The organism is Photobacterium sp. 270122K, assembly GCF_059941365.1.
In genome coordinates this window covers 394,042-415,018 of the sequence record NZ_JBPOEN010000001.1, presented here as the reverse complement: position 1 = coordinate 415,018, position 20,977 = coordinate 394,042, and the positions used below count along the sequence as shown (strand labels likewise).

The 20,977-nt window shown below is 49.0% G+C and carries 13 protein-coding genes and 1 pseudogene; 10 read left to right on the top strand and 4 right to left on the bottom strand.

Annotation, left to right across the window (positions count from 1 at the left end; all coding sequences use genetic code 11):
* The first annotated feature begins 58 nt into the window (after nucleotides 1–58).
* The 4 genes from fhuB to ACSF8W_RS01825 all read left to right on the top strand — a co-directional run bounded on the left by fhuB (nucleotide 59) and on the right by ACSF8W_RS01825 (nucleotide 9,157).
* On the top strand, nucleotides 59–2,017 hold the full coding sequence (gene fhuB, locus ACSF8W_RS01840) for a Fe(3+)-hydroxamate ABC transporter permease FhuB (RefSeq protein ID WP_500844985.1): 1,959 nt from the start codon (nucleotides 59–61) through the stop codon (nucleotides 2,015–2,017).
* Nucleotides 2,018–2,186: 169 nt separating this feature from the next.
* Nucleotides 2,187–4,424: a TonB-dependent receptor gene (locus tag ACSF8W_RS01835; protein WP_500844538.1), complete on the top strand. Its 2,238-nt coding sequence runs from the start codon at nucleotides 2,187–2,189 to the stop codon at nucleotides 4,422–4,424.
* 396 nt (nucleotides 4,425–4,820) lie between these two features.
* Nucleotides 4,821–6,734 (top strand): methyl-accepting chemotaxis protein, encoded by a 1,914-nt coding sequence (locus ACSF8W_RS01830; RefSeq protein ID WP_500844537.1) that lies wholly within the window; start codon nucleotides 4,821–4,823, stop codon nucleotides 6,732–6,734.
* A gap of 650 nt (nucleotides 6,735–7,384) precedes the next feature.
* Nucleotides 7,385–9,157 (top strand): alkaline phosphatase D family protein, encoded by a 1,773-nt coding sequence (locus tag ACSF8W_RS01825; RefSeq protein ID WP_500844535.1) that lies wholly within the window; start codon nucleotides 7,385–7,387, stop codon nucleotides 9,155–9,157.
* A gap of 173 nt (nucleotides 9,158–9,330) precedes the next feature.
* On the opposite strand, the gene ACSF8W_RS01820 is transcribed toward ACSF8W_RS01825, so the two are convergent.
* The 4 genes and pseudogenes from ACSF8W_RS01820 to ACSF8W_RS01805 form a co-directional block, all read right to left on the bottom strand.
* Nucleotides 9,331–11,487, bottom strand: coding sequence for a c-type cytochrome (locus tag ACSF8W_RS01820; protein ID WP_500844534.1), 2,157 nt, complete (start codon nucleotides 11,485–11,487; stop codon nucleotides 9,331–9,333).
* A gap of 122 nt (nucleotides 11,488–11,609) precedes the next feature.
* A pseudogene (locus ACSF8W_RS01815) lies at nucleotides 11,610–12,203 on the bottom strand (cbb3-type cytochrome c oxidase subunit II); the annotation flags it as partial.
* A gap of 1 nt (nucleotide 12,204) precedes the next feature.
* The gene (gene ccoN / locus ACSF8W_RS01810) at nucleotides 12,205–13,608 is read right to left on the bottom strand and encodes a cytochrome-c oxidase, cbb3-type subunit I (RefSeq protein WP_500844532.1); all 1,404 of its coding nucleotides are present in this window, start codon (nucleotides 13,606–13,608) and stop codon (nucleotides 12,205–12,207) included.
* Between the two features lie 12 nt (nucleotides 13,609–13,620).
* On the bottom strand, nucleotides 13,621–13,929 hold the full coding sequence (locus ACSF8W_RS01805) for a c-type cytochrome (RefSeq protein ID WP_500844983.1): 309 nt from the start codon (nucleotides 13,927–13,929) through the stop codon (nucleotides 13,621–13,623).
* Nucleotides 13,930–14,725: 796 nt separating this feature from the next.
* On the opposite strand from ACSF8W_RS01805, the gene ACSF8W_RS01800 reads away from it, so the two are divergent.
* From ACSF8W_RS01800 to ACSF8W_RS01775, 6 genes are read left to right on the top strand one after another with little or no spacing between them, the layout of a single operon-like run.
* Nucleotides 14,726–15,583 carry a hypothetical protein gene (locus ACSF8W_RS01800; RefSeq protein WP_500844531.1) on the top strand — a complete coding sequence of 286 codons (858 nt, stop codon included), beginning with the start codon at nucleotides 14,726–14,728 and terminating at the stop codon, nucleotides 15,581–15,583.
* A 12-nt stretch (nucleotides 15,584–15,595) separates the two neighbouring features.
* Nucleotides 15,596–16,312 (top strand): hypothetical protein, encoded by a 717-nt coding sequence (locus ACSF8W_RS01795; protein WP_428479573.1) that lies wholly within the window; start codon nucleotides 15,596–15,598, stop codon nucleotides 16,310–16,312.
* A complete protein-coding gene (locus ACSF8W_RS01790) occupies nucleotides 16,312–17,490 on the top strand; it encodes a hypothetical protein (RefSeq protein ID WP_500844529.1) in 1,179 nt (392 codons plus the stop codon). The genes ACSF8W_RS01795 and ACSF8W_RS01790 overlap by 1 nt, the downstream gene beginning before the upstream one ends.
* Nucleotides 17,472–18,875 carry a hypothetical protein gene (locus tag ACSF8W_RS01785; protein ID WP_500844527.1) on the top strand — a complete coding sequence of 468 codons (1,404 nt, stop codon included), beginning with the start codon at nucleotides 17,472–17,474 and terminating at the stop codon, nucleotides 18,873–18,875. The genes ACSF8W_RS01790 and ACSF8W_RS01785 overlap by 19 nt, the downstream gene beginning before the upstream one ends.
* Nucleotides 18,876–18,894: 19 nt before the next feature.
* Nucleotides 18,895–20,196 carry a hypothetical protein gene (locus ACSF8W_RS01780; RefSeq protein WP_500844526.1) on the top strand — a complete coding sequence of 434 codons (1,302 nt, stop codon included), beginning with the start codon at nucleotides 18,895–18,897 and terminating at the stop codon, nucleotides 20,194–20,196.
* Nucleotides 20,150–20,968 (top strand): hypothetical protein, encoded by an 819-nt coding sequence (locus tag ACSF8W_RS01775; protein ID WP_500844525.1) that lies wholly within the window; start codon nucleotides 20,150–20,152, stop codon nucleotides 20,966–20,968. Before ACSF8W_RS01780 ends, ACSF8W_RS01775 begins: the two co-directional genes overlap by 47 nt.
* Nucleotides 20,969–20,977: the final 9 nt, after the last annotated feature.

Genomic DNA, 20,977 nt, shown 5'->3' with positions numbered 1-20,977 from the left:
AGTCACACCGCGGATAGCGGTAGGTCGGTATAGGAGCGTGTACGCGATCACTGGGATAATGCTCGTGACAGGGCTAATTGTCTTGTTAATTGTCCTGTTAATTGGCTTGTTAATCGTTCAGCGATTGCCGTTTGAGATGCCCCTTGTTGCGTGGCAACACGCGGTGTTCGCGCCTGACTTGAGCGATTACCGGCAAGTGATTGTGCATTTCAACTATCTGCCGCGTATCGCGATGGCCCTGTTATGCGGGGCGGGGTTAGCGCTGGCGGGGTGTGTGATGCAATACGTGCTCAGAAACCCGCTGGCTTCGCCCACCACGTTAGGCGTGGCGGCGGGGGCCGAATTGGGGTTAGCAATGGGGTTGCTCTATCTGCCTGCTTCGCTGGCGATAGATGCGCATTGGTTGGCGTTTATCGGGGGCTTGGCGGCGACGGGATTGGTGTTCTTGTTAACCGCTTCGCGGGGATGTGCCCCGTTGCAAATGGTGTTGGCGGGTATGGTGGTCAGTTTGTTTTTTGGCTCGCTGAATATGATGTTGATGCTCATGAATGAACAGCAGTTAACCAGCCTGTTTATATGGGGGGCGGGCGCGTTAGAGCAGAATGACTGGCAAGGGGTCACGCAGTTGTTACCGCTACTGGTGGTACCCAGTGTGTTATTGGTCTTGCTCAGCCGACCGCTGGCGCTATTGCAATTGGGTGACGCGGTGGCGACCTCCATAGGGGGACGGGTGGCATGGTTACGGGGGATGGGCATTGTCGCGGCGGTGTTCATGACCGCAGCCGTCGTGAGTCAGGTCGGTATCATCGGTTTTGTTGGCTTGGTCGCCCCTGCGTTGGCGCGGTTAGTGGGCGCCCGCACCTTGCTGATGCGGTTGCTCACCAGTGCGCTGATTGGCGCGGCCTTATTGCTGGTGGCAGATCTGTGTATTCAGCCGTTTTCCGGTGTCGGTGGTGAGTTGCTGCCGACCGGTGCCATGACTGCGCTGTTGGGCGCGCCGTGTCTGTTGTGGTTATTACACCGTCAGTCGTTGGCTGCCAGTTTGAAGGCAGAACCCGAAGGCATGAAACAGTATCACCCGCGCAGCGTGATTGCTGTGGGTGTTGGCTTGCTGGTTGTGTTGGCTGGGGTGTTGTGGCTTAGCCTCATGGTCGGCAACAGTCAGTACGGTTGGCAGATCAGTGTGTCGCCCAATGTGCTGGCGCTGCGTTTTCCCCGCATTGCGGTGGCCTTGATGGCAGGCGTCGCCCTTGCCCTTGCTGGCACGGTGATTCAGCGGGTGACGGGCAATGGCATGGCCAGTCCGGAAGTGTTGGGGATCAGTGCTGGGGCGGCGGTGGCGGTTGTATGCGGGGCCATGCTGGGAATGACGACAGGGCGGGGTGGACAATTATTGCTGGGCACCTTGGGCGCATTTTCGGTCATGATCATGTTATGGCTGAGCGGCAGACGACACCGTTTTGCGCCCGCGCAAATCCTGCTGACGGGCATTGGGTTAAGTGCCGCGATGGATGCACTGATCCGCATTGCCATGTCATCTGGGCAAGAGAATGTTCACGCCTTGATGGCGTGGTTATCGGGGTCAACCTATCTGGCGTCGGGCAATGACGCGCTTGTGTTGCTGGTGGGGGTGATTGTGCTGGGCGGCGGATTAATCCTCTGCCATCGGTGGCTGGATTTGATGGGGCTGGGCGAGGTCGTTGCTAACGCATTGGGGGTCGACGGCTACCGGGTCAGGCTGCTGTTGATGTTTATCGCCGCCATGTTGACGGCTTTGGCCACCCTTGTGGTGGGACCATTGAGTTTCATTGGCTTGCTGGCTCCGCACATGGCTAAAGCCTTAGGGCAGTATCGGGCGCGTGATCAGCTCGTTATCGCCTGTTTATTGGGGGGCATCGTCATGGTACTGGCAGACTGGCTTGGCAGAAACCTTTGGTTTCCATGGCAATTTCCGGCTGGCTTATTGGCGTCCCTCGTCGGTGGGGGGTATTTTATCTACTTATTAAGAAAATCGTGAAAGTGACGAGGATAATCATTGAGCCAGCTCCCAGAGCTGGCTTTTTTGTGGAAATATCCGTGCTTAAATTTGTAAATAGAAATGATAGTTATTAGCATTCGCGACTGTTTTTTAGGGTAAGCACAGTGCGTGCCCTTGTTCGTTTATTTTGAAAAGAAGTTGAGAAAAGATGTTAAAGCAATCAAGGACGTTTGCAGTCAGCCCGTTGATGATCGCCATGCTCGGTGTCAGTGGGGGCAGCCTCACCGCGTTGCCTGTTATGGCGGAAGAGCCTGTGTACCAGCAAGAGAAAATGGTGGTCGTGGCCAGCCGTGTACCGAAGCAGATCAGTGATATTCCGGGTACGGTATGGTACATCGATGCCGAACAAATCGCACAAGATTACCGTGGGGGCAAAAACCTCGCGGATATTTTATCGGCCGCTGTGCCGTCATTGGATGTGGGCAGTCAGGGGCGAACCAACTATGGTCAGAACTTACGTGGCAGAGCCATGCTGGTGATGATTGATGGGGTGTCGCTGAATGCGTCGCGCACGATCAGTCGTCAATTAGATTCCATAGATCCTTTCAATATCGCACGCATTGAGGTGCTATCCGGTGCGACAGCCATTTATGGTGCCGGGGCGACTGGGGGCGTGATTAACATTATCACCAAAACCGCAGACAGTGCCGATATTGCTTTTGAAAGCTATGCCAGTACCACCACCGGATTTAACAGCAGTGAGGATGTGGATTATAAATTGGCGCAATCTGTCAGTGGCGGTAACGATCAGGTAAAAGGTCGCGCGTCGATTGTATACGGTAAAACGAAAGGGTATTACGATGGCAATGGCGATCTGATTGTCCCGGATATCACGCAAGGCTCGCTGCAGTTTAACGAAGTGGTGGATGCGATGGGGACGCTGGTGATCACCCCCTCAGAGACACAAACTATTAATCTGCTCGCGCAGTATTATCACAGCAAGCAAGACAGCCCATATGGGATCTATTTCGGGCAGGATTTGGTGGGTGCGCCCAACAATATTACCGGCAACCCCGCCGATACGGATGTGATTGAAATACGTGATGGCTACGAATCAGACCGCCAAGGTGCGACTGAGCGGGTGATGTTGAACGCCAGTTATCACGATGCTGACTTTTTTTCGCATGATTTATTAGTGCAAGCTGCGTATCGTCGTGAAGCGCTGTCGTTCATTCCCTTCATCTATGGTCAATACTTGGCGGCCTCTGAACAGACAACCGATGTACTGAGCTTTCGCGCGGCGATGATCAAGTCGATGGATCGTTTTACGTTAACGTATGGCGTAGACAGCTACCTCGATAAACTCGACAGTGATCAGGCCTTGTTTGATCGCCTAACCAGCTATGACACCGGTGGGTTAGTGAATAGAACGGCAGCGACCATTGGCCGTTACCCCGGCACGGAAGTGGCCTCGGTCGCCGGTTTTATTCAGGCGGATTTTGCGATCACGGAGGATTGGACCGTTGAAGGCGGCTATCGCTATCAGTATATGAATAACCAGGTCGATGATTTTGTGGATGCCAAAATACAGCGTGAGATCGCCTTTGGCCAAGGCACCTCTGCGGACGCAGTACAAGGTGGCGAAACCCGCTATAACATCGGCTTGTTTAACCTCGGTACGATTTATCTACTCAGCCCAAACAAACAAGTTTGGGCGAACTTCGCACAAGGGTTCGATTTGTCTGATCCGGCGAAATATTACGGGGTCGGGAAATACAGCTCGCCGGATGCGAACGGCCATTATACCTTGACCGACAGCGTGAATGTGAATGATTCCAAGCTGTCTGGGGTGAAAACCAACAGTTATGAATTGGGGTATCGTCAGGCGGGTGATGCGTTAATCCTGCAAGCGGCACTGTATTATTCGCAATCCGATAAAATCGTAAAATTTGATAGAAAAACCCTGAATGTAAATATCAAAGAGGCCAAAAAACGCATTTATGGGGCAGAAGCGGAAGTGGCCTACTGGGTAACGGACAATTGGCAGGTAGGGTTAAACGGCCATTGGGTGCGCTCGGAAGAGCAAGATGCGGATGGCGATTGGAACAAGCTTTCTATCAATTATGCCAGTGCATCGAAAGCGGGCGCATGGGTAACGTGGCAGCAAGATAACTATGCTTTGAAGCTGCAAAATCAGACTTTGTTTGATCTCACGGACGATAACGACGGGAAAATAGACGGCTACAGCGTGTTTGATGTGGTCGGGACCGTTGATCTGCCGGTCGGAAGCCTCGGCTTTGGTATCCAAAATCTGCTGGATGAAAGCTACACCACAGTGTGGGGACAGCGCGCGAAAGGGTGGTATGCCTATTATGGCCCTGAGCAGATGTTTGACTATAAAGGCCGAGGGCGTACCTTCACCTTGAATTACCAATTACAGTATTAATGAAATAAGCCGCATAAAAAAGCTTGAGGCGTTATTCGCTTCAAGCTTTTTTTGTTTGTATGTATTTTTTTGTTTTCTATTTGCTTTCTTGTTTTGCATTGATTAAGACATCCCATAACACAGGGTGCACTTTATCAATATATAAAGTATCCGCAAAAGGAATAGTGGTTGATTTTTACGTATGGTAGTCATGATAACTTGTCGTTTTTAAAGCCTTTTTTTGCAATATGCAACCAATGTTTGCTTGTTAATTGCGGTCGATGTCACAATAATAACGCTGTTCTATTTATATTATCTCTCATTCTCTTAATGCAGGTGCATTTTAGCGCTTGTATCTTTTGCGACGTTGGATAGTCGTCTCTATTAATATGTCTATTTCTATAGGTGAAAAAGGATATGTTTGCTGTCAGATTAAAAGATTTTGGTTTTCGCACGTCGGTCTTGTTGCCCAGTTTAATGACGGGCGCGGTGATTTTATGCCTTTCATTATGGTTGTATGCCAACCACAGCAACACAGAGCAAACGTACCGTCAAGAACGGGATCAGCGTGTGACGAATTTGCAAGCCGCAACCACATTTGGTCTCAACATTTGGCAAGCGCGTGTTGGGTTGGCAACAACGTGGTCAAACCCGCGTAATATTGAGCTGATTGACCGTACAAAAAATCAATTCAATGCGTTGGTGAGCATGTCAGAAAGCTATGTGCCTACCACGACAGAAGAAAAAGCGATCAAGCGATTAGTTACGGACTACGCCCGTCAGGCGGAGGTGATGTTTGATTATTTCTATACTTTAGATGATGCCGTGAAGCACGGTATTACTGGGTCAGGGAAAGAATTTGACTCTTATTCCTTACATATTACCAGTGCTAGTTATTCACAAGAATGGGTTAGCCAAGCAACGAAAGCCATGAACCAAATCGCCTCTGTTCGTCTAAATTATAATGGTTTCGTGGCAGGTATGCGTGAGACCTACTTAGCCAATGCGATAAAACGTATTCATTCTGCCATCAGCATTCTGGAGACAAATCGGCAGGATGCCGCCACAGGCCGTGTGCTGAAGGCCGCAATACGTTATCAAGAAGCATTGATGATGTTAGATCGTGATCTGCCCGCGTACCGACAGGCTCACACGACGTCATTGGAATTGGGCCAATCATTTAATCGTGAGTTAGATGTACTGCAAAATCAATTAGGCGCCGCTGGCTTTGAATTTGCGGATGAGTTGCTTGCAAGCAATAGTACTACCAATAATCTAACCATTGGTGCCTTGTTATCCGCGTCGGCTTTGGCGGTGTTATTGTCTATGTTAGTTGTGCATAACCTGCATGCGCAGTTACAACTGCCGATCCGAGCGGCACAGGCGATCAGTGACAAAGATTTGAGTCCGAAGCCTGTTGATGACGGTAATAATGAAATGGGTGAACTGTCTCGCTTAATCGATAATATGCGCATGAATATCCATGCGATTGTCGAGCAGATAGTGGAGTCCAGCACGCAGTTGAGCAGTGCCTCTGAAGAAGTCAGTGCTATCTCGGTGCAATCGTCGGTGAGTATGCGTAGTCAGCAGGATCAACTGAATTCATTGACGGTTGCAATGGATGAAATGCGCGCTACCTCTGCTGATATCGCGTCAAATGCGGAGAACTCAGCGCACGAGACGAATGGTGCAGCAGAAAGCGCAAAAGAAGGACGTGATGCGATTCATGTTTCGGTTAACGCGATCCGTTCCGTTGAAGAAGAAATGTATGTGACAACAGATACCGTGCATAAGCTGGTGGAAGAAAGCCAGCGCATTGGTTCGATTGTGGATGTGATTAACAGCATTGCAGACCAAACGAACTTATTGGCATTGAACGCAGCGATTGAAGCAGCGCGTGCTGGTGAACAAGGTCGTGGTTTTGCGGTGGTGGCCGATGAAGTGCGTTCGTTGGCAACACGTACACAGCAATCGACGGGAGAGATTGGGTCGATCATTGCCCGACTACAAGAGCAAGCGACAGCGGCAGAAAAGACCATGTCGAGCAGTGTAGAGAAAATGGGTGAGGGGGTGGATGCGGTCAATCGTACCGGTGAACTCATCGGGGATATGAACCGTGTGATGACCACGATTTTTGATATGAGCACCCAAATTGCCAGTGCCACTGAACAGCAAACGGCGGTATCGGAAGAGTTAGGCAACAACATGGGGCATATCACGCAGGCGGCCAATGAAGTGACAGAAGGTGCTGAGCAGACGACACGCGCTTGTGAAGAGTTGTCGAGTTTGGCGGGAGAACTACGCGTAATCACGGCGCAATTTAAGTTGTAACGTGACCCCCCCTCTGACGCGGGGGGACACACCCTAAAAGAAAAAAGCGGGAATACATCAGTATTTCCGTTTTTTTTATGGCTGTAATCTTCCTGTAAAAAAACAATGAATGGATGTGTGTTTTTGAATGAAAAAATTATGGAATGAAGATCACAAAATCAGTTAGAATAAAACAAGCATGAAATCGTTTTATTTATTTACGCCTTTATAGTTTGTAACTATCTTCATATGAAGACAATTCGATGGATCCGAGAGTGTAGTGCAATAATTGTTCATGTTGTGTGTTTTGTGCTGTGGTTATTGTGCTGCTACGCGATTAGAAGCAGTTAAAATGAAAATGGCATGTGTAAATGTGAATAGCTCGATTTGTGTTAAGCTGTTGATTTTAAATGGTTGGTGTGGTTTTCTTTCTCTCTTGTCTTCTTCGCTTATATAAATAAGAAACGAACAGAGAATAGTGATGTGAGTAAAATAGAAGATCTTGCTTATATTTATTCATGGTTGGTTTAAAGCAACCGTTTAAATATAAACAGAAATCAAAAGTGCTGTGTGAGAGAGGGTATCTTGTAAGTGCGTGTGTATTTGTTATTGATTCAGTTACGATATTTACCAATACTCCGCCCATCATTGACACACACTAATAATTAAAAATGAAAAGACGTGATTTTATTCGCTGCCTCACTGTAGGTTCTAGTGCTGGTATCGTAACGAGTGCATTTGCTCACACTCAAACGCCTTCTGCTATTGAACAGTCTGAAACCATGGCTACCCCACGCGTTTATGGTGGCTTTACCCACGGTGTTGCCAGTGGTGACCCACTGTCTGATCGTGTGATCCTATGGACACGTTTTGTGCCTGATGCGTTTTTGAAAATCGATGAAGTCATCGTGCATTGGGAAATGGCGACCGACAAACGTTTCAGCAAAAATTATCAATCTGGTGATGCGCTGGCACGACAGGCAAGTGACTTCATTGTCAAAGTCGATGCCGCTAACCTGCTTCCTAACAAGAAATATTATTACCGTTTCTCGGTAGACTTTATCCAGTCTGTGACAGGTGTGACGAAAACACTGCCTGTTAAGCATGTCGAAAAAGTTAGCTTTGCTATTGCCACGTGTGCTAACCACCCAGCCGGTTACTTTAACGTGTACCGCGAAATTGTACGCCAGCACAAACGTAAGCAGTTTGATGCCTTGCTTCACATCGGTGACTACATTTACGAATACGGCATGGGTGAATACGCCAGTGATCATGCTATTGAACTTGACCGTGTTCCATCACCCGCTCACGAATGTATTACGCTGACAGACTACCGTAAACGTTACGCCCAGTACCGTTCTGACGACGATCTGCAAGCCCTGCACGCAAGCATGCCGTTCATCCACATTTGGGATGACCATGAAATTGCGGATAACACGTGGAAAGATGGCGCATTCAACCATCAGCCACAAGAAGGTGATTTTGTTGCACGTCGTGAAGCGGCGATTCAGGCGTTCCATGAATGGTTGCCAATCCGTGACAACATGGTGGCAGAAGGCGAGATCTACCGTAGTTTTGTATACGGCGATCTGGTGCACCTATTAATGCTGGATACACGTGTAACGGGCCGTACTGAGCAGTTAGATTACGGTAACTATAGCAAAGCGGATCCACAAGCCGCTTATGATCAGCTACAGAAAGACTTGTACGCAGACGGTCATGAACTGCTGGGTGAGAAGCAAAAACAGTGGATCGCAAGTGAACTGCGTAACCATTCAACCCGCTGGACCGCCTTGGGTCAGCAGGTATTGATGACCAAAATGGATGTACCGTTCAACCTGTTATTGGCATTCATGGGCGCGAAAGAAGCGCACCGTACCCGTACCCCGTTTGATGGCAACATCATCATGGATGCGGCGCGCCATCCAAGCATTCTGAAGTCACCGTACAATCTGGATGCGTGGGACGGTTACCCGCGTGATCGTGATTGGGTTTACGGTCAAATGAATAAATACGGTAAGTCTTTCGTGAGCTTTGCCGGTGATACACACAATGCGTGGGCCGGCGAATTGGTGAACAAGCAAGGCAACAACTGTGGTGTCGAATTCGCCGCGTCATCTGTCGGCTCCCCAGGTATCGAGCATTACCTGCCATTGCCGCCTAAGTTGATGCGCGAAATTCAGAAATTGTTCCCTGAATTGGTGACGGATCTGAAGTGGGCGAACATCGTTGATCGTGGCTTCATGGCCGTGACCTTCACCCAAGAAGAGATCGACTGTGAATGGATCTTTGTCGATAAGATTTTGTCAAAAGATTACAGCGTATTGCCTATCACGCACGCATCCACCGAAGATGCGCTTGAGCTAGATATTGACGAAGAAGACGGCCCAGATTGGGACGATATTTTCGGTGATGTTGACTTGGATGATCTGCTAGACGACTAATCGTTCGCCGTTGTCGTAACAACGGTATACAAGAAAACAGCCCGTCTGTCCTATCAGATGGGCTGTTTTTTTATTATTCCCTTTCCCTTTCTTTTAGCTCTATTCTTTACTCGCAACTCGCAACTCGCAACTCGCAACTCGCAACTCGCAACTCGCAACTCGCAACTCGCAACTCAATCCATATTAATAGTCCCGTCGCGCTGTTCATACATGTACGGTGTGGTATGCAGGCCCTCGGTGTAACCCGCTTTTTCCAACCGTTCGCGCACGGCTTTGACATCCTCAGTCGTTACGGGCTTCTCTCTGGCTCCTAAGTAATTGCGGACAAAGGTGATCAATTCTGCCAATTTCTGATCAGACAAAATATCCTCAAAACTCGCCATCGGCATAAAGTTCCGATCTTTGTCTAAATAGGTCGGTTGTAAGCCGCGAATGGTAACTGCAATGGTATTGAACGGGTCTTGGTGCATGATGATCCCGTTATTAAGTAGGGTAGGGGCAATCGGGTCGCGCCCTTTACCATCTTCACCATGACACGCGCCACAGGTTTGGTTATAAGTGGTGTAAATGTCACTTTGATACGCGGTGTCCGTAAAACCGGTCGGTTGCAAGCGTTGGCTGCCTTCCGAGAATAAATTGTTGGTGTCACCGGACAGCAGGTAATAAGACATGGCTTCAATGTCATCCCGTGTCATATAACTCAGGCTGTTTTCAATCACATCTGCCATACCAGCAAACGCTGAGCCTTTATCTGAATGACCGGTATGCAAGAAATCCGTCAGTGACGTGATATCCCAGCCGTCAACAAACAATTCAGTGGCGGTAATGCTTGGTGCATTCCACCCATCAATGATGTTGCCTTGGAACAGACGTTTCTCGTCGAGCGCTTGGGCAATATTGCGGGGGGTGTGACATTCAGAGCAGTGACCCAACCCCGCAACCAGGTATTTCCCTTGTTGCCATTTCTCGACGTTGTCTACTTTGTCATCTAGGGCTGACGGCAGCGTTAAATCTAACGGTGCGGTGTTCATAAACACGATATTCCAGCCTAATAACCCTAAACGAATATTACTCGGGAACATCATTTTATTGTGATTGTTCTGGCGCGAGACCGCCGTAATGGATTGCATGTAATCCCACAAATCCTGCATGTCTTGTTCGGTTACATACTGATACGACGTGTAGGGCATCGCGGGGTACAAATAGCCGTGCTGGCCTTTCCCGTCCACTAAGGCGGCTTTGAAATCCTCAAACGTGTAGCTGCCGATCCCTTCGGTGACATGGGGCGTAATATTGGTGGAATACAGGGTGCCAAAGGGAGTCACAAAAGGGAGTCCCCCAGCGAACGGTTCGCCACCTTCGGCGCTGTGGCAGGCAATACAGTCACCGGCACGCGCAAGGTATTCGCCGCGCTCGAGAGAGGCGGTATCAAACTGCGCCAGTTTTTTGTCTTCATCAAGCCGGGCTTTAGTGATGAATGCCCCCATCGCCAAAATTTCATTGTGACTCAACTGATCACCAAACGCCGGCATCACATTGTTGATCCCATTACGAATGGTGTGTTGGATATCTTCAATGCTGCCACCATGCAGCCAAATGTCATCCGCAAGGGTGGGGATACCCAGTGATTGATTGGCAATGGTGCCGTTGCCGTGGCATGCCGAACAATATTGCATGAAGAGTGCATTACCTAATTCGACTTTCACCGGTGGCACATTGGTGTGCCGGTCGTTGAGCGAGACAATGTAATAAGACATTTTGGCAATTTGATCGGGATTGAGTACATCGACCCAGCCGGGCATCGCACCGTTACGGCCTTTTTCAATAGAATGAATAATGGCCTCGTCGGATCCACCATACAGCCAGACGTTATCGATCAAGTTAGGAAAACGTTTTGCCCCTTGTGCATTGTCGCGGTGACAAGCTGCGCAGTGGGTTTGAAATAATATTCGGCCGGTTGCGACAATTTCTGGTTGAGTCGCCAAAGACGACAAGGAGGTATCTTGAATGCTTTCAAATTGCTCGTTGAGGGTGGTGGTCGGCGAACTGAGTTTATCATCGCTCTGTTGCCAAGTGATCAAGCCGGGCCAGTTCCCTAATCCGGGATAAAGAATGAGGTAACCCAGAGACAGCGTGAACGCCACCGCGTATGCCACAAACAACAGTTTCGGTGGTGGAGCATCGTTTTCATCAATGCCATCAAACGTATCGATTACAGTTGTTTGATTGGCTTCGTGATTGCGGCGCCAGTATTGCACAACCACCCCAACCATTAGGGCGAAAAACACCACAGTACAAATGATGGCCCAAAGGTTCCAGAACGTCGCCATTAGTTAGCCTCCTGTGGTAGTGCCGCAGGTTTTGAAGCGGGAATTGCTGCTGGAGCCGAAACCGGTAGAGCAACACGTGATGACTCCGTGTGCGATAGGTGTGTTGTGGTTAGGGCCGTGTCTGACGTGTCAACACCCAGACTTTGCAGGTAACGTATTAAGGCCTCCCCTTTGGATTTCCCCCTGACCTGCAAGCGTGCGTTGTCGATCTCTTGGTCGGTATAGGGCACGCCAAGGGTACGCAGGGTGAGCATTTTGGCGGTGATCCGGTCACCGGTTAAAGCTTGTTCAAACAACCACGGGTAGGCGGGCATGATCGAGGTCGGCACCACTTGGCGCGGGTTGATTAAATGAATGGCATGCCACTGATCGGAATATTTGCGTCCAATGTTGGTCAAATCCGGCCCAGTACGTTTCGACCCCCACAAATTCGGAAACTCATAGATGTCATCCGCTTCTTCATTCGGGCGGCCGTTGCGCTTCACTTCAGGATCAAGCGGGCGAACCATTTGGGTATGGCACACATGGCAGCCTTCACTGATGTAGATGTCTCGCCCCGCCAGTTCAATCGGCGTTAATGGCTTGGCGCGGCTTTTTGCTTTCAAATCGCCGTCATACAGGATGTTGGGTACCACCCATGCCAGCAGCGAGAAAGAGGCGACCACAAAGATGACAAGGATCAGAATCACCACAGATTTGGTAAAATCAGCACTCATATCAAGCCTCCTTTGCCTCGAGGATCACCGGGGCACGCAATGTTTTGTACAGATTGAATGCCATCAGCACCAAACCGAGAACAAATAGCACACCCCCTAAAAAGCGTAAAAACAGCCAAGGGGCTTTGAAGTTCATGGCCTCAACAAAGCTATACACTAATTGCCCGTTTTCACTTTGCGCAAGCCACATATACCCTTCACCAATCCCGGCGACCCAAAGGGCAACGGCGTATAACAAAATACCGGCATGGGCGAGCCAGAAATGCCATTTGATGAGTCGTTTCGACCACAGCTGCTCTTTATTCCAGAGGCGGGGGATGAAGTAATAAAATACCGCAATGCCTGACATGCCAACCCAACCCAAGGCGCCTGAGTGGACATGGCCGATCACCCATTCTGTATTGTGGGCAATCATATTAAACCAGCGAATAGCCAGCAGCGGCCCCTCAAACGTTGCCAAGCAGTAGTAAATAATGGCGGAGAAGAAGAACAGCAGGATGTAATCATTTTTCAACTTGGCTTTGTTTTGCAGCAGCGTCATCGCGCTGTTGAACGCGCCCGCCCAAGAGGGCAGCCAGAGTATCAGCGACATCACAATACCGATGTTTTGAACCCATACCGGCACAGAGGAATAAATCAAATGGTGGGTGCCTGCCCAGGTGTAAAAACCCACTAAGCCCCAGAAATGGATAATGGATAAGCGGTAGGAGTAAATTGGCCGTTCTGCCGCTTTCGGGATGAAATAGTAATTCATCCCAATGACCCCTGCAGTCAGTAAGAACCCGACCGCGTTATGTCCCCACCACCATTGAACAATGGCATCTTGTGCGCCGGCATAAACAGAATAGGACTTCATGAAATACGCGGGTAATTCGAGGTTGTTCACCACAAAAATCATCGCAATCACGATGATAAATGCGGCATAAAACCAGTTGGCGACAAAGATATGTTTAACGGTGCGTTGTGCCAAGGTACCGAAGAAGAGGACAGCGTAGAGCACCCATACCACAACGATTAAAATGTCGATGGGCCATTCAAGTTCAGCGTACTCTTTTGACGTAGTGTATCCCAAGGGCAGCGAGATGACCGCCAGCAGTAAGATGAGCTGCCAGCCCCAAAAGACCATCCATGCCAAGCTGCGGTTATACAGTGGACATTGACAACTGCGTTGCGCAATGTAGAGCGAAGTCCCCATCAAAATGTTGACCACAAAGCCAAATATTACACCGGAGGTATGCAGCGGGCGCAGTCGGCCAAATTGGAAATACTCTGAATCGAAGTTTAGTACGGGCCAGTAGAGCTGTGCGGCCAGAACGACCCCAATCGTCATCCCCACAAACGCCCAAATGAGGGAGGCTACGACAAAATACTTCACCACCTTGATGCTGTAGGGGGCATCGGACATTGGGACGCTCCTTTATTCTGAATCGTTACTGAGGATTGAGTAATAGTATGAGATATCAGTCATATCTTTTTCGGACAGAGCATCCGCTTGTTGGTGCATTAATACCGCAAGGCCACCAGAGCGTTCACGGGATTGATAACTTCTCAAGGCGGATATCATGTAGGTCATTTTTTGTCCCCGTAGATTGGGGTAGGACTCAATGCTGGATATGCCATTTTCGCCGTGGCAGGTCATGCAAACTTTGGCTTTTTCTTTACCGACATCGAACTGTTCATCAGCAAGCACGGAAAAACTGATGGCGACCAAAGCCAATGGCAACATAGCCCATACCTTCACGAGCCGCATTTTGGCGGTAAGTTTACTCACGACATCACTCCTTTTGAGTGTGGTCACGGTGGACTAAGCGGGTGAATCATGCCCAGCCCTCACGACAACGAAACATGCATTAGCGCATCTTCTTATAGTGCTTACGAGGCACGTTAGATCAAAAATATAGTCGCTGGGTATGGGCTCAACAAGGTGGAAGGGGGAATTGCTTGCCACAATAAATGCGGTTTCGAATAGAAAAAATTCAACGTCATAAAAGAAAAATGCATCACTGCGATGCAATTGGCGGTGGTGCAATATACTCAATCGGCATCAAAAAAGGCTGAGTATGAGAAATGAAAGGAAGATTGAAAAAGTGGAAATATAAATAATCGGCAGTGTTTAGATTGAATTTTGAACGGTTAAATAACGTTAAAAATATATTTTTTGGTTTAGATCACAAAAACATAAATACGCAAAATGAATATAAAAAAGCAATTTATTCGAGATTGTGAATATCCTTGGTGTGTCAATCTATTGACGATGCGTGATGGTATCACGACGGTGAGGGTGAAAGCCCAGTAAAACAGGCTTTAGTGTCACTAACTTTGACTGGTAACTTGGAGCGAGATCACGTTTTTAATTTTCTTTGAGTGCATTTTTATGCATGCTTTTTCGACGCACATTGTGTTTTTGGTGTATTGATGCGTGAAAATTTCTTGGGTACATTTCGCGAATAGTTTTCAGGGATGTACGGTTGTTTATAGTGGATAAAAAAATATTTACTCGGTTTTTCACTGGTTTATGCCTTTTGGGTATATCTGGTGTTGTCGTTGCCGAACCGTATCTTACCCTTCAAGGTTATGGTGACACTCAGCACCAAGCTGAAATGGATGCCAAGCAGCAACTGGCCTTACGTATCTACAGCAAAGTGGATGTTTCTGAGGAAACACGCCAATCAAAAGTCGATGGCAACGTCTCGTCACACTATGAAATGCGTTCGACTATTACGTCATTGCCTATTGAAGTGCAATACATGGAGACGGTCAGCGTTAATTGTGATGCGTCACCTTGCCTGTATCAATTCCAGATCGATAAAACAAAATGGATTGCTTCACTCAAACAAGATGTCGCTGAATACCACGATATTATTTCAGATTATTTAACCGTGGTTGGTAAACAGTGGCGTGATATTAAACGCTTGGAAAAAATACAAGCGGACCTGCTGAAGAGTGAGCAAGCCTTAATCATTTTATCGTCATTGGATGCGAATGACATCGCCTTATTCCAAGATAAACAATCCCGTTTAACTCGCCGTGTCGCTCGTTACGAAAGTGGTGTAAGCATTGCTTTTCGCGGGGCGGCTGACAGCTTTGCGTCAGAGATGAAAGCGGCGTTAACGGCCTCCCGTGTTGCGTCAGCGCAAGGGGATATCACGGTTTATATCAAAACCCTGACCAAGAAAGGCAAACAAGCCAACCAGTTTGTGGCAAAGCAAACGGTGTTATTACAGATTTTTGAGGCCAACAACCCCAGCGTGGTTGTGGCACAAAAGCAGCTGTCAGCGATAGGAAAATCGTTGACAAGCTCTGACAGCGCACTTGAAGAGGCGCGTCAGCAAATAATTAAAACAGTAAAAATGCACTCTATTTACTCATTGTTAGATTAAAAGGACAAAAAAATGCTTAAGAAGACAGTAATGGCGGCTCTTGTGGTTTCTGCACTAGCGGGCTGTTCAGCAATGGAAGGTATGACATCAGCGACTGTAGACCGCGCTGAAGTAAGCCAAAACCTAGCAAAAACCTGTGCTGAACTTGGCGAGAAATACACACCAGTTTCTGTTGCTGTTGATACTGCGTCACAAGCAATGGTATCGATTCAAAAGCGTCAGTGTTCTGTATTTGGTGAGTACCGTACACTGGCTTCTAAGCATGCAGACGTAGCCGGTTTCCTTGCGGTTAACGCAGACAAATCTGACGAAGAGTTGTTGGTTGCGATGAACGAGTTTGATGCTGGCAAACCGGCTAAAAAGAAAATCCGTCCACAAGTAGAAGCTTACAAGAATGCGTCTGATGCGATTTTTGATAAGAACGTACAATTGGCGGCTGATCTAGCGATTCAAGCTGCGAAGATCACTTACATCGCAACCCAAAACGGCACAGCACTTGCGCAAGACACCATGAAAGGTGGCCTAGGTTCTATTTTCGCATCATTGTCAAATGAAACGAAAAAAGAAGGCGAGAAGGAAGAAGTGGTACCTGTAGTAGAAGCATACAACGAGCTAAAAGCACGTTCTGTACTTGCTTACGATGCGAACGATCTGATCTCTATGGATAAGAACACCATCGAGCAGCTAGAGAACCTAGACAAAGTGCTAGCTGAGAAAGTGAAAGCGTAATGAAACTGACTCACATTGCCGGTGTAGTGGCAGTGAGTTTGGCCCTTGCTGGTTGTCAGACCAGCAAAGGTAGCCAGACTTACTCAGCAGAAAGTAATGCAGGTAACTCTTCGCTGATTATCGGCAAATCAGCAGATGCATTTAACAATGAAGACATCGAAGTGCCTGCGTATTTCAATACGCAAGGGCTTGATTTCTGTACTTATGATGTAGAGCGTGAAGATCCACGCTGTCCATTGGCGAAAAAAACGATCCGCATCTACTTCGGTGATGTGAATACGGATTTGAGCGCCACGCTAAAAGGGCAGTCTGCAGGCGTATTTAACGCGATGCACACCAGCATCAACCAGTACAAATCGAAAGCGTTGGAAAACACACTGGAAAACCAGTTTGCCGGTGTGAACCGTTTTCGCATTCTGACTCGCGACACTGACTCTGTAAACGCCATGATGGAAGAAATTCTGGCGGATGAAGGCGCGGTGAAAGTGGCGACGAAAAAAGCCAAGAGCACACCGCTGTCTACCGATTACGCCATGAAAGTGGACGTATTGAAAACCGGTGACATGTTGTTTGGTTCGACCCAATCGTTGTTCCAGACATCAATGGAAATGACTGTGGGTGTGATCAACCCGTATACCCGTGAAAAGCTGAGCTACCCGAATGTGGGTAAAATCCGCGTGTCGAACTTCGACGTGCGTGAGAAAAACAGCTTCACCACCGTGATTGCCAACGGTGAATACTACCGCGGCTTTAACTACACCAGTGGTAAAGATGTCGGCGCCGTACTGAACGAAATGTCGTCTCGCGGTTTTGACATCATGCTGTCGCGTTTGCTGACTGAAATGCCATCAACGGCACAAGTTATCGGTATTAAAGGCGATCGTATCTCCCTTGACCGTGGCCAGAATGCCGGCGTATTGCCAAATGAAACCATGGTGGTGTTTGAATACAGCGCTGGGTTTGTTGAGCCAATCGGCGTGGCAACGGTAAATCCGAGCATGCAGAGTGCACAAGGCAAAATTGTACGCTGGAAAGATAGCAACCTGGCTGACCAAGTACAAAAGCAAGCCGAAGAAGGCATTTACCGTCCTGACCGCAACCGTCGTTTATTCGCGGTTAGCGTTGGCGTACCTGCAGAGTTCATGAAGGACCGTAGCACATGGGTAGAAAAGGGTTAACTCACGGCGTTGCGCTGAGTACCTTGTTCGTTTGCCTGTCTGCATCCGCTTTAGAGCTAGATATGAGCCAGCCTTCGTCGCTGGCTCTTGTCGAACAAGGGTGTGCATACGGACGCGGTGCCATGGCCATTGAAGCCGCCAAAGCCGAAGGATTAAACAGCCTTCGGCTCTTTTTACAGGGCGAAACCTCCTTTTCGTTCACAACCGATGAGTCCATGTTGCTTGATGAGCAATTTGATCAAGCCACGCGTGATGTGCTGATTTCAGGCATTGCACAAGGCAACGTTCGCGCGGATTTCGGCCGACCAGAGATTCAGGGTGATGATACCTGTGTGACGGTACGACTGATGCCACCGGCGGACGATGCCATGTCAGGCGATGACGACGGTATCGCGTGGGACGATGAACCGACCCTGTCTGTTGTGGTAACCGGTGAAGGCCTATACGACAAAAAATCGGGACTGACGGCCCGTCAAGCGGCCGAGCAAGATGCGTTTCGTCGCGCCATCAGTCAAGCCCTTGGCGTGATGGTGAAGTCGGGCTACTTGCAGCAAATGTACTCAAGTATGTCGGCGAGCACCAATAACGATGACTTCAATATTGAAGAAGTCACACGCCAATCGTTGTCAATGCAATCCCAAGGCATGATCACCAGCTGGAATGAAATTTCCAGTCAAGTATTGGCTGGTGGTGGTTTAGCCGTGACGCTGGACGTCAATGTTGAGCGTCAGAAGATGCAAGACAAAGTCGCACAGCTCCTCAAGAGCTTGGGCCAACCGTCTGTGCATATCAATGCGCGGTTACCGGTCGTGAAAAGCGTATTTTCTGAGACATTGGCCAACATGGGGTTTGATCTTTCCCCGCATTCGGCACAGTCGAGCATCATTTTGGATGTGATGGAAAAAGCGAAAGTGACGCCATCAGGATTGCAGCTAGAAATCACCGCGGTGATGCGTGATCGCGTGGGTAATCAATACGCGACGTGGCGCAATGATCCGACCTTCATGACCTTGCCGAACAAGCCAGGCATGCTGGATCAATTAGCGGAAGTGCATTTTGCTCTCGAGGATAATCAGCAAGCGATCCGTGCACAGCTTCAGTCTGCTGCCGAAAATATGGCGATGCGCGGTGGCCCTGTACGCGAAGTAATTTTCTCGCCAAGTGCGGCGGGTCAACAAGGGCAATTGTTTACCTTGTTAAGCGCGATTAACGGTGTGTCAGACATCAAAATAGCGAAAAAATCGAACAAAGTGGTGGTGCAGCTGCGTTCACTCAGTAACGCCAGTGATCTGGCTCAGTATATCGAGCCGACGCTACGTGTTCACCAGCCAAAATACCGTTCAAAGCTCAGTGTGATGAATGAATATCAGATCAGTGTGCTGTAAAAGAAATTTAGGAATATCCATGTTTAAACAAACTTTGCTGTCGCTGCTTTTAGCGACCACGTTCAATACCGCTCATGCCAGTGTTGATTTCGATCTGAACGACTTGGTACCCGCAACGTCTGCGACAGAAGAAACACAATCGGTTGACACGTCTGATGTAAAAGAAGTGGGTGATGTGATTGTTGCTGACGATCCAAAAGCCGCGGTATTAGTCGCACACCAGAGCCTGATTGAAGATGAAGGCGACGGCGTGAAAATGATCGCCGTGAGTTCTGGCGTTGGCATTCTGTCTACCGGTTCTGGCAGCTACGAGACGTACGAAAACCGTAACGCGACCTTGCTATCAAAGCGTGCGGCTTACATGAAAGCGTTCCAAATCGCTAAGAAGCAATTGGTTGAAAACATGGAAGGCATGCAGAATCTGTGTGCGACCGCTGTAAATGAAACGATGGACGTGATTGATACCGCGACCGACAGCGTTGCAAACACGACCAGCATGATGAGCGACAACTGTGCCGAGTCCGTAAAAGGCGCATTGGCCGGTTACGTGACGTTTGACGTATACGATGATCCGGCTGAAAAGTTGGTGCGTGTTAGCTTGATTTCAACGCCGAAAACGCGTGAGCAAACCAAACGCAAAGTGGGTGCATTGACGCAAACGACAGAGCCGAATGCCATCTTCAAACAGATCATCGGTGATCTACAGGCTGGCGTAATGCCCCCTGTTGGTGCGAAAGTGATCACTAACCCTGAGACGGGTGAATCCTTCGTACTGGGCTTCGGTTCGTCTATCATCCGCGATAACAAGAACAAGAGCGTGCAGCGCAAACTGTTGGCTATGTCGAAATCGCAAGCGCAAGCAAAAGCCCGTAACGGCCTGATTGCTGTGATGCAGGGTGAAGAAGTGTACTGGGAAGGCGGTTTCACTGAAAACCAGCTAGAGAAGAACGAGCAGTTCAGCTACCCAGCAGACAGCATTAACCCAGCAGATGCGACGGCACTGGCTGAAGATAAGCACACGTTCATGAACAACATGAAGTCAGCAGACTCTTACAAGTCATTTGCGGCAGGCAAAGTGCCACCGGGCGTTTCTGTTAAAACCTTCAAGAGCAGCGACGGTGATTGGATGCTAGCGGTGGCCGTGTATGCGCCATCACTGGAATCGGCAGCGAAGCAAGCCGCCGCAGAAAACAAGCAGCGTGTACGTGAAGGCAAAAACACCGGTTCAGCACACAAAGTGGGCACAACCGGTGGTTTGACCGAAGGTGGTAACAATGCACAAGGCCCATCAGGCCAAGTTAGCAATGTTAGCGATCTGTAAGTACAGAGCATGGTGGCTGGCAGGCTTAATGAGCCTGCCAGCCATGGCCGATCAAGCGTCAGCGAGCACGGCGTCACCGTCGATGCGCTGGGAATTTGCCGGTACGACGTATGATGTAAAGGGGGGATCGTCCAACTTTACGGTGACGGTCAGCCGTCAATCCCCATTATCGGGCAATCAGATGAAAGCCTTGTGTCGCAAAGGGCTGGGCTTGCCGTTACGTGCGGACTACGAAGACGCGTTGATTGCCAAAGGTTTGATCAGCGAGCGCTTTTCAACGTGGCCGATGACTAACCTTCGTTATGATTTGTCGGATATCCGTTACCGCGATGTGGGCAGTACCATAGCATCTTGTTCCGCCACATTAACCGATACCGGTACCGCGATAAACTTAGACTCGACCGCCTTGAGCTACGCTGTGGCGTATTATGCGACCCAACAGTACAGCGCCATTAAGCCGATATTGCCGTATTTGATGAAGCAACCGTCGGTCGCGATGGATGCCGCGGGCCTCGTCACTCTTCTGCTTAGTCAGCAAGATAATGCGAAAGCGACCGCATATTTCCAGCAATATGTGGATGTGAATGCGATCCAGACGGATGACATCATTTTGCGCCTTGCACAATGGCAATACGGGCAAGACTTGGCCGCGAGTTTGACCATTGCCCAGCAATGTCAGAGTGCTGCATGCCAACAATTTACAGTCCAAGTGGAAGATGAACTGGCCGCGCAGGAAGAAGCTTCTGTTGGCGACCTCGACGCGTATTTCTAACGCTTGCAA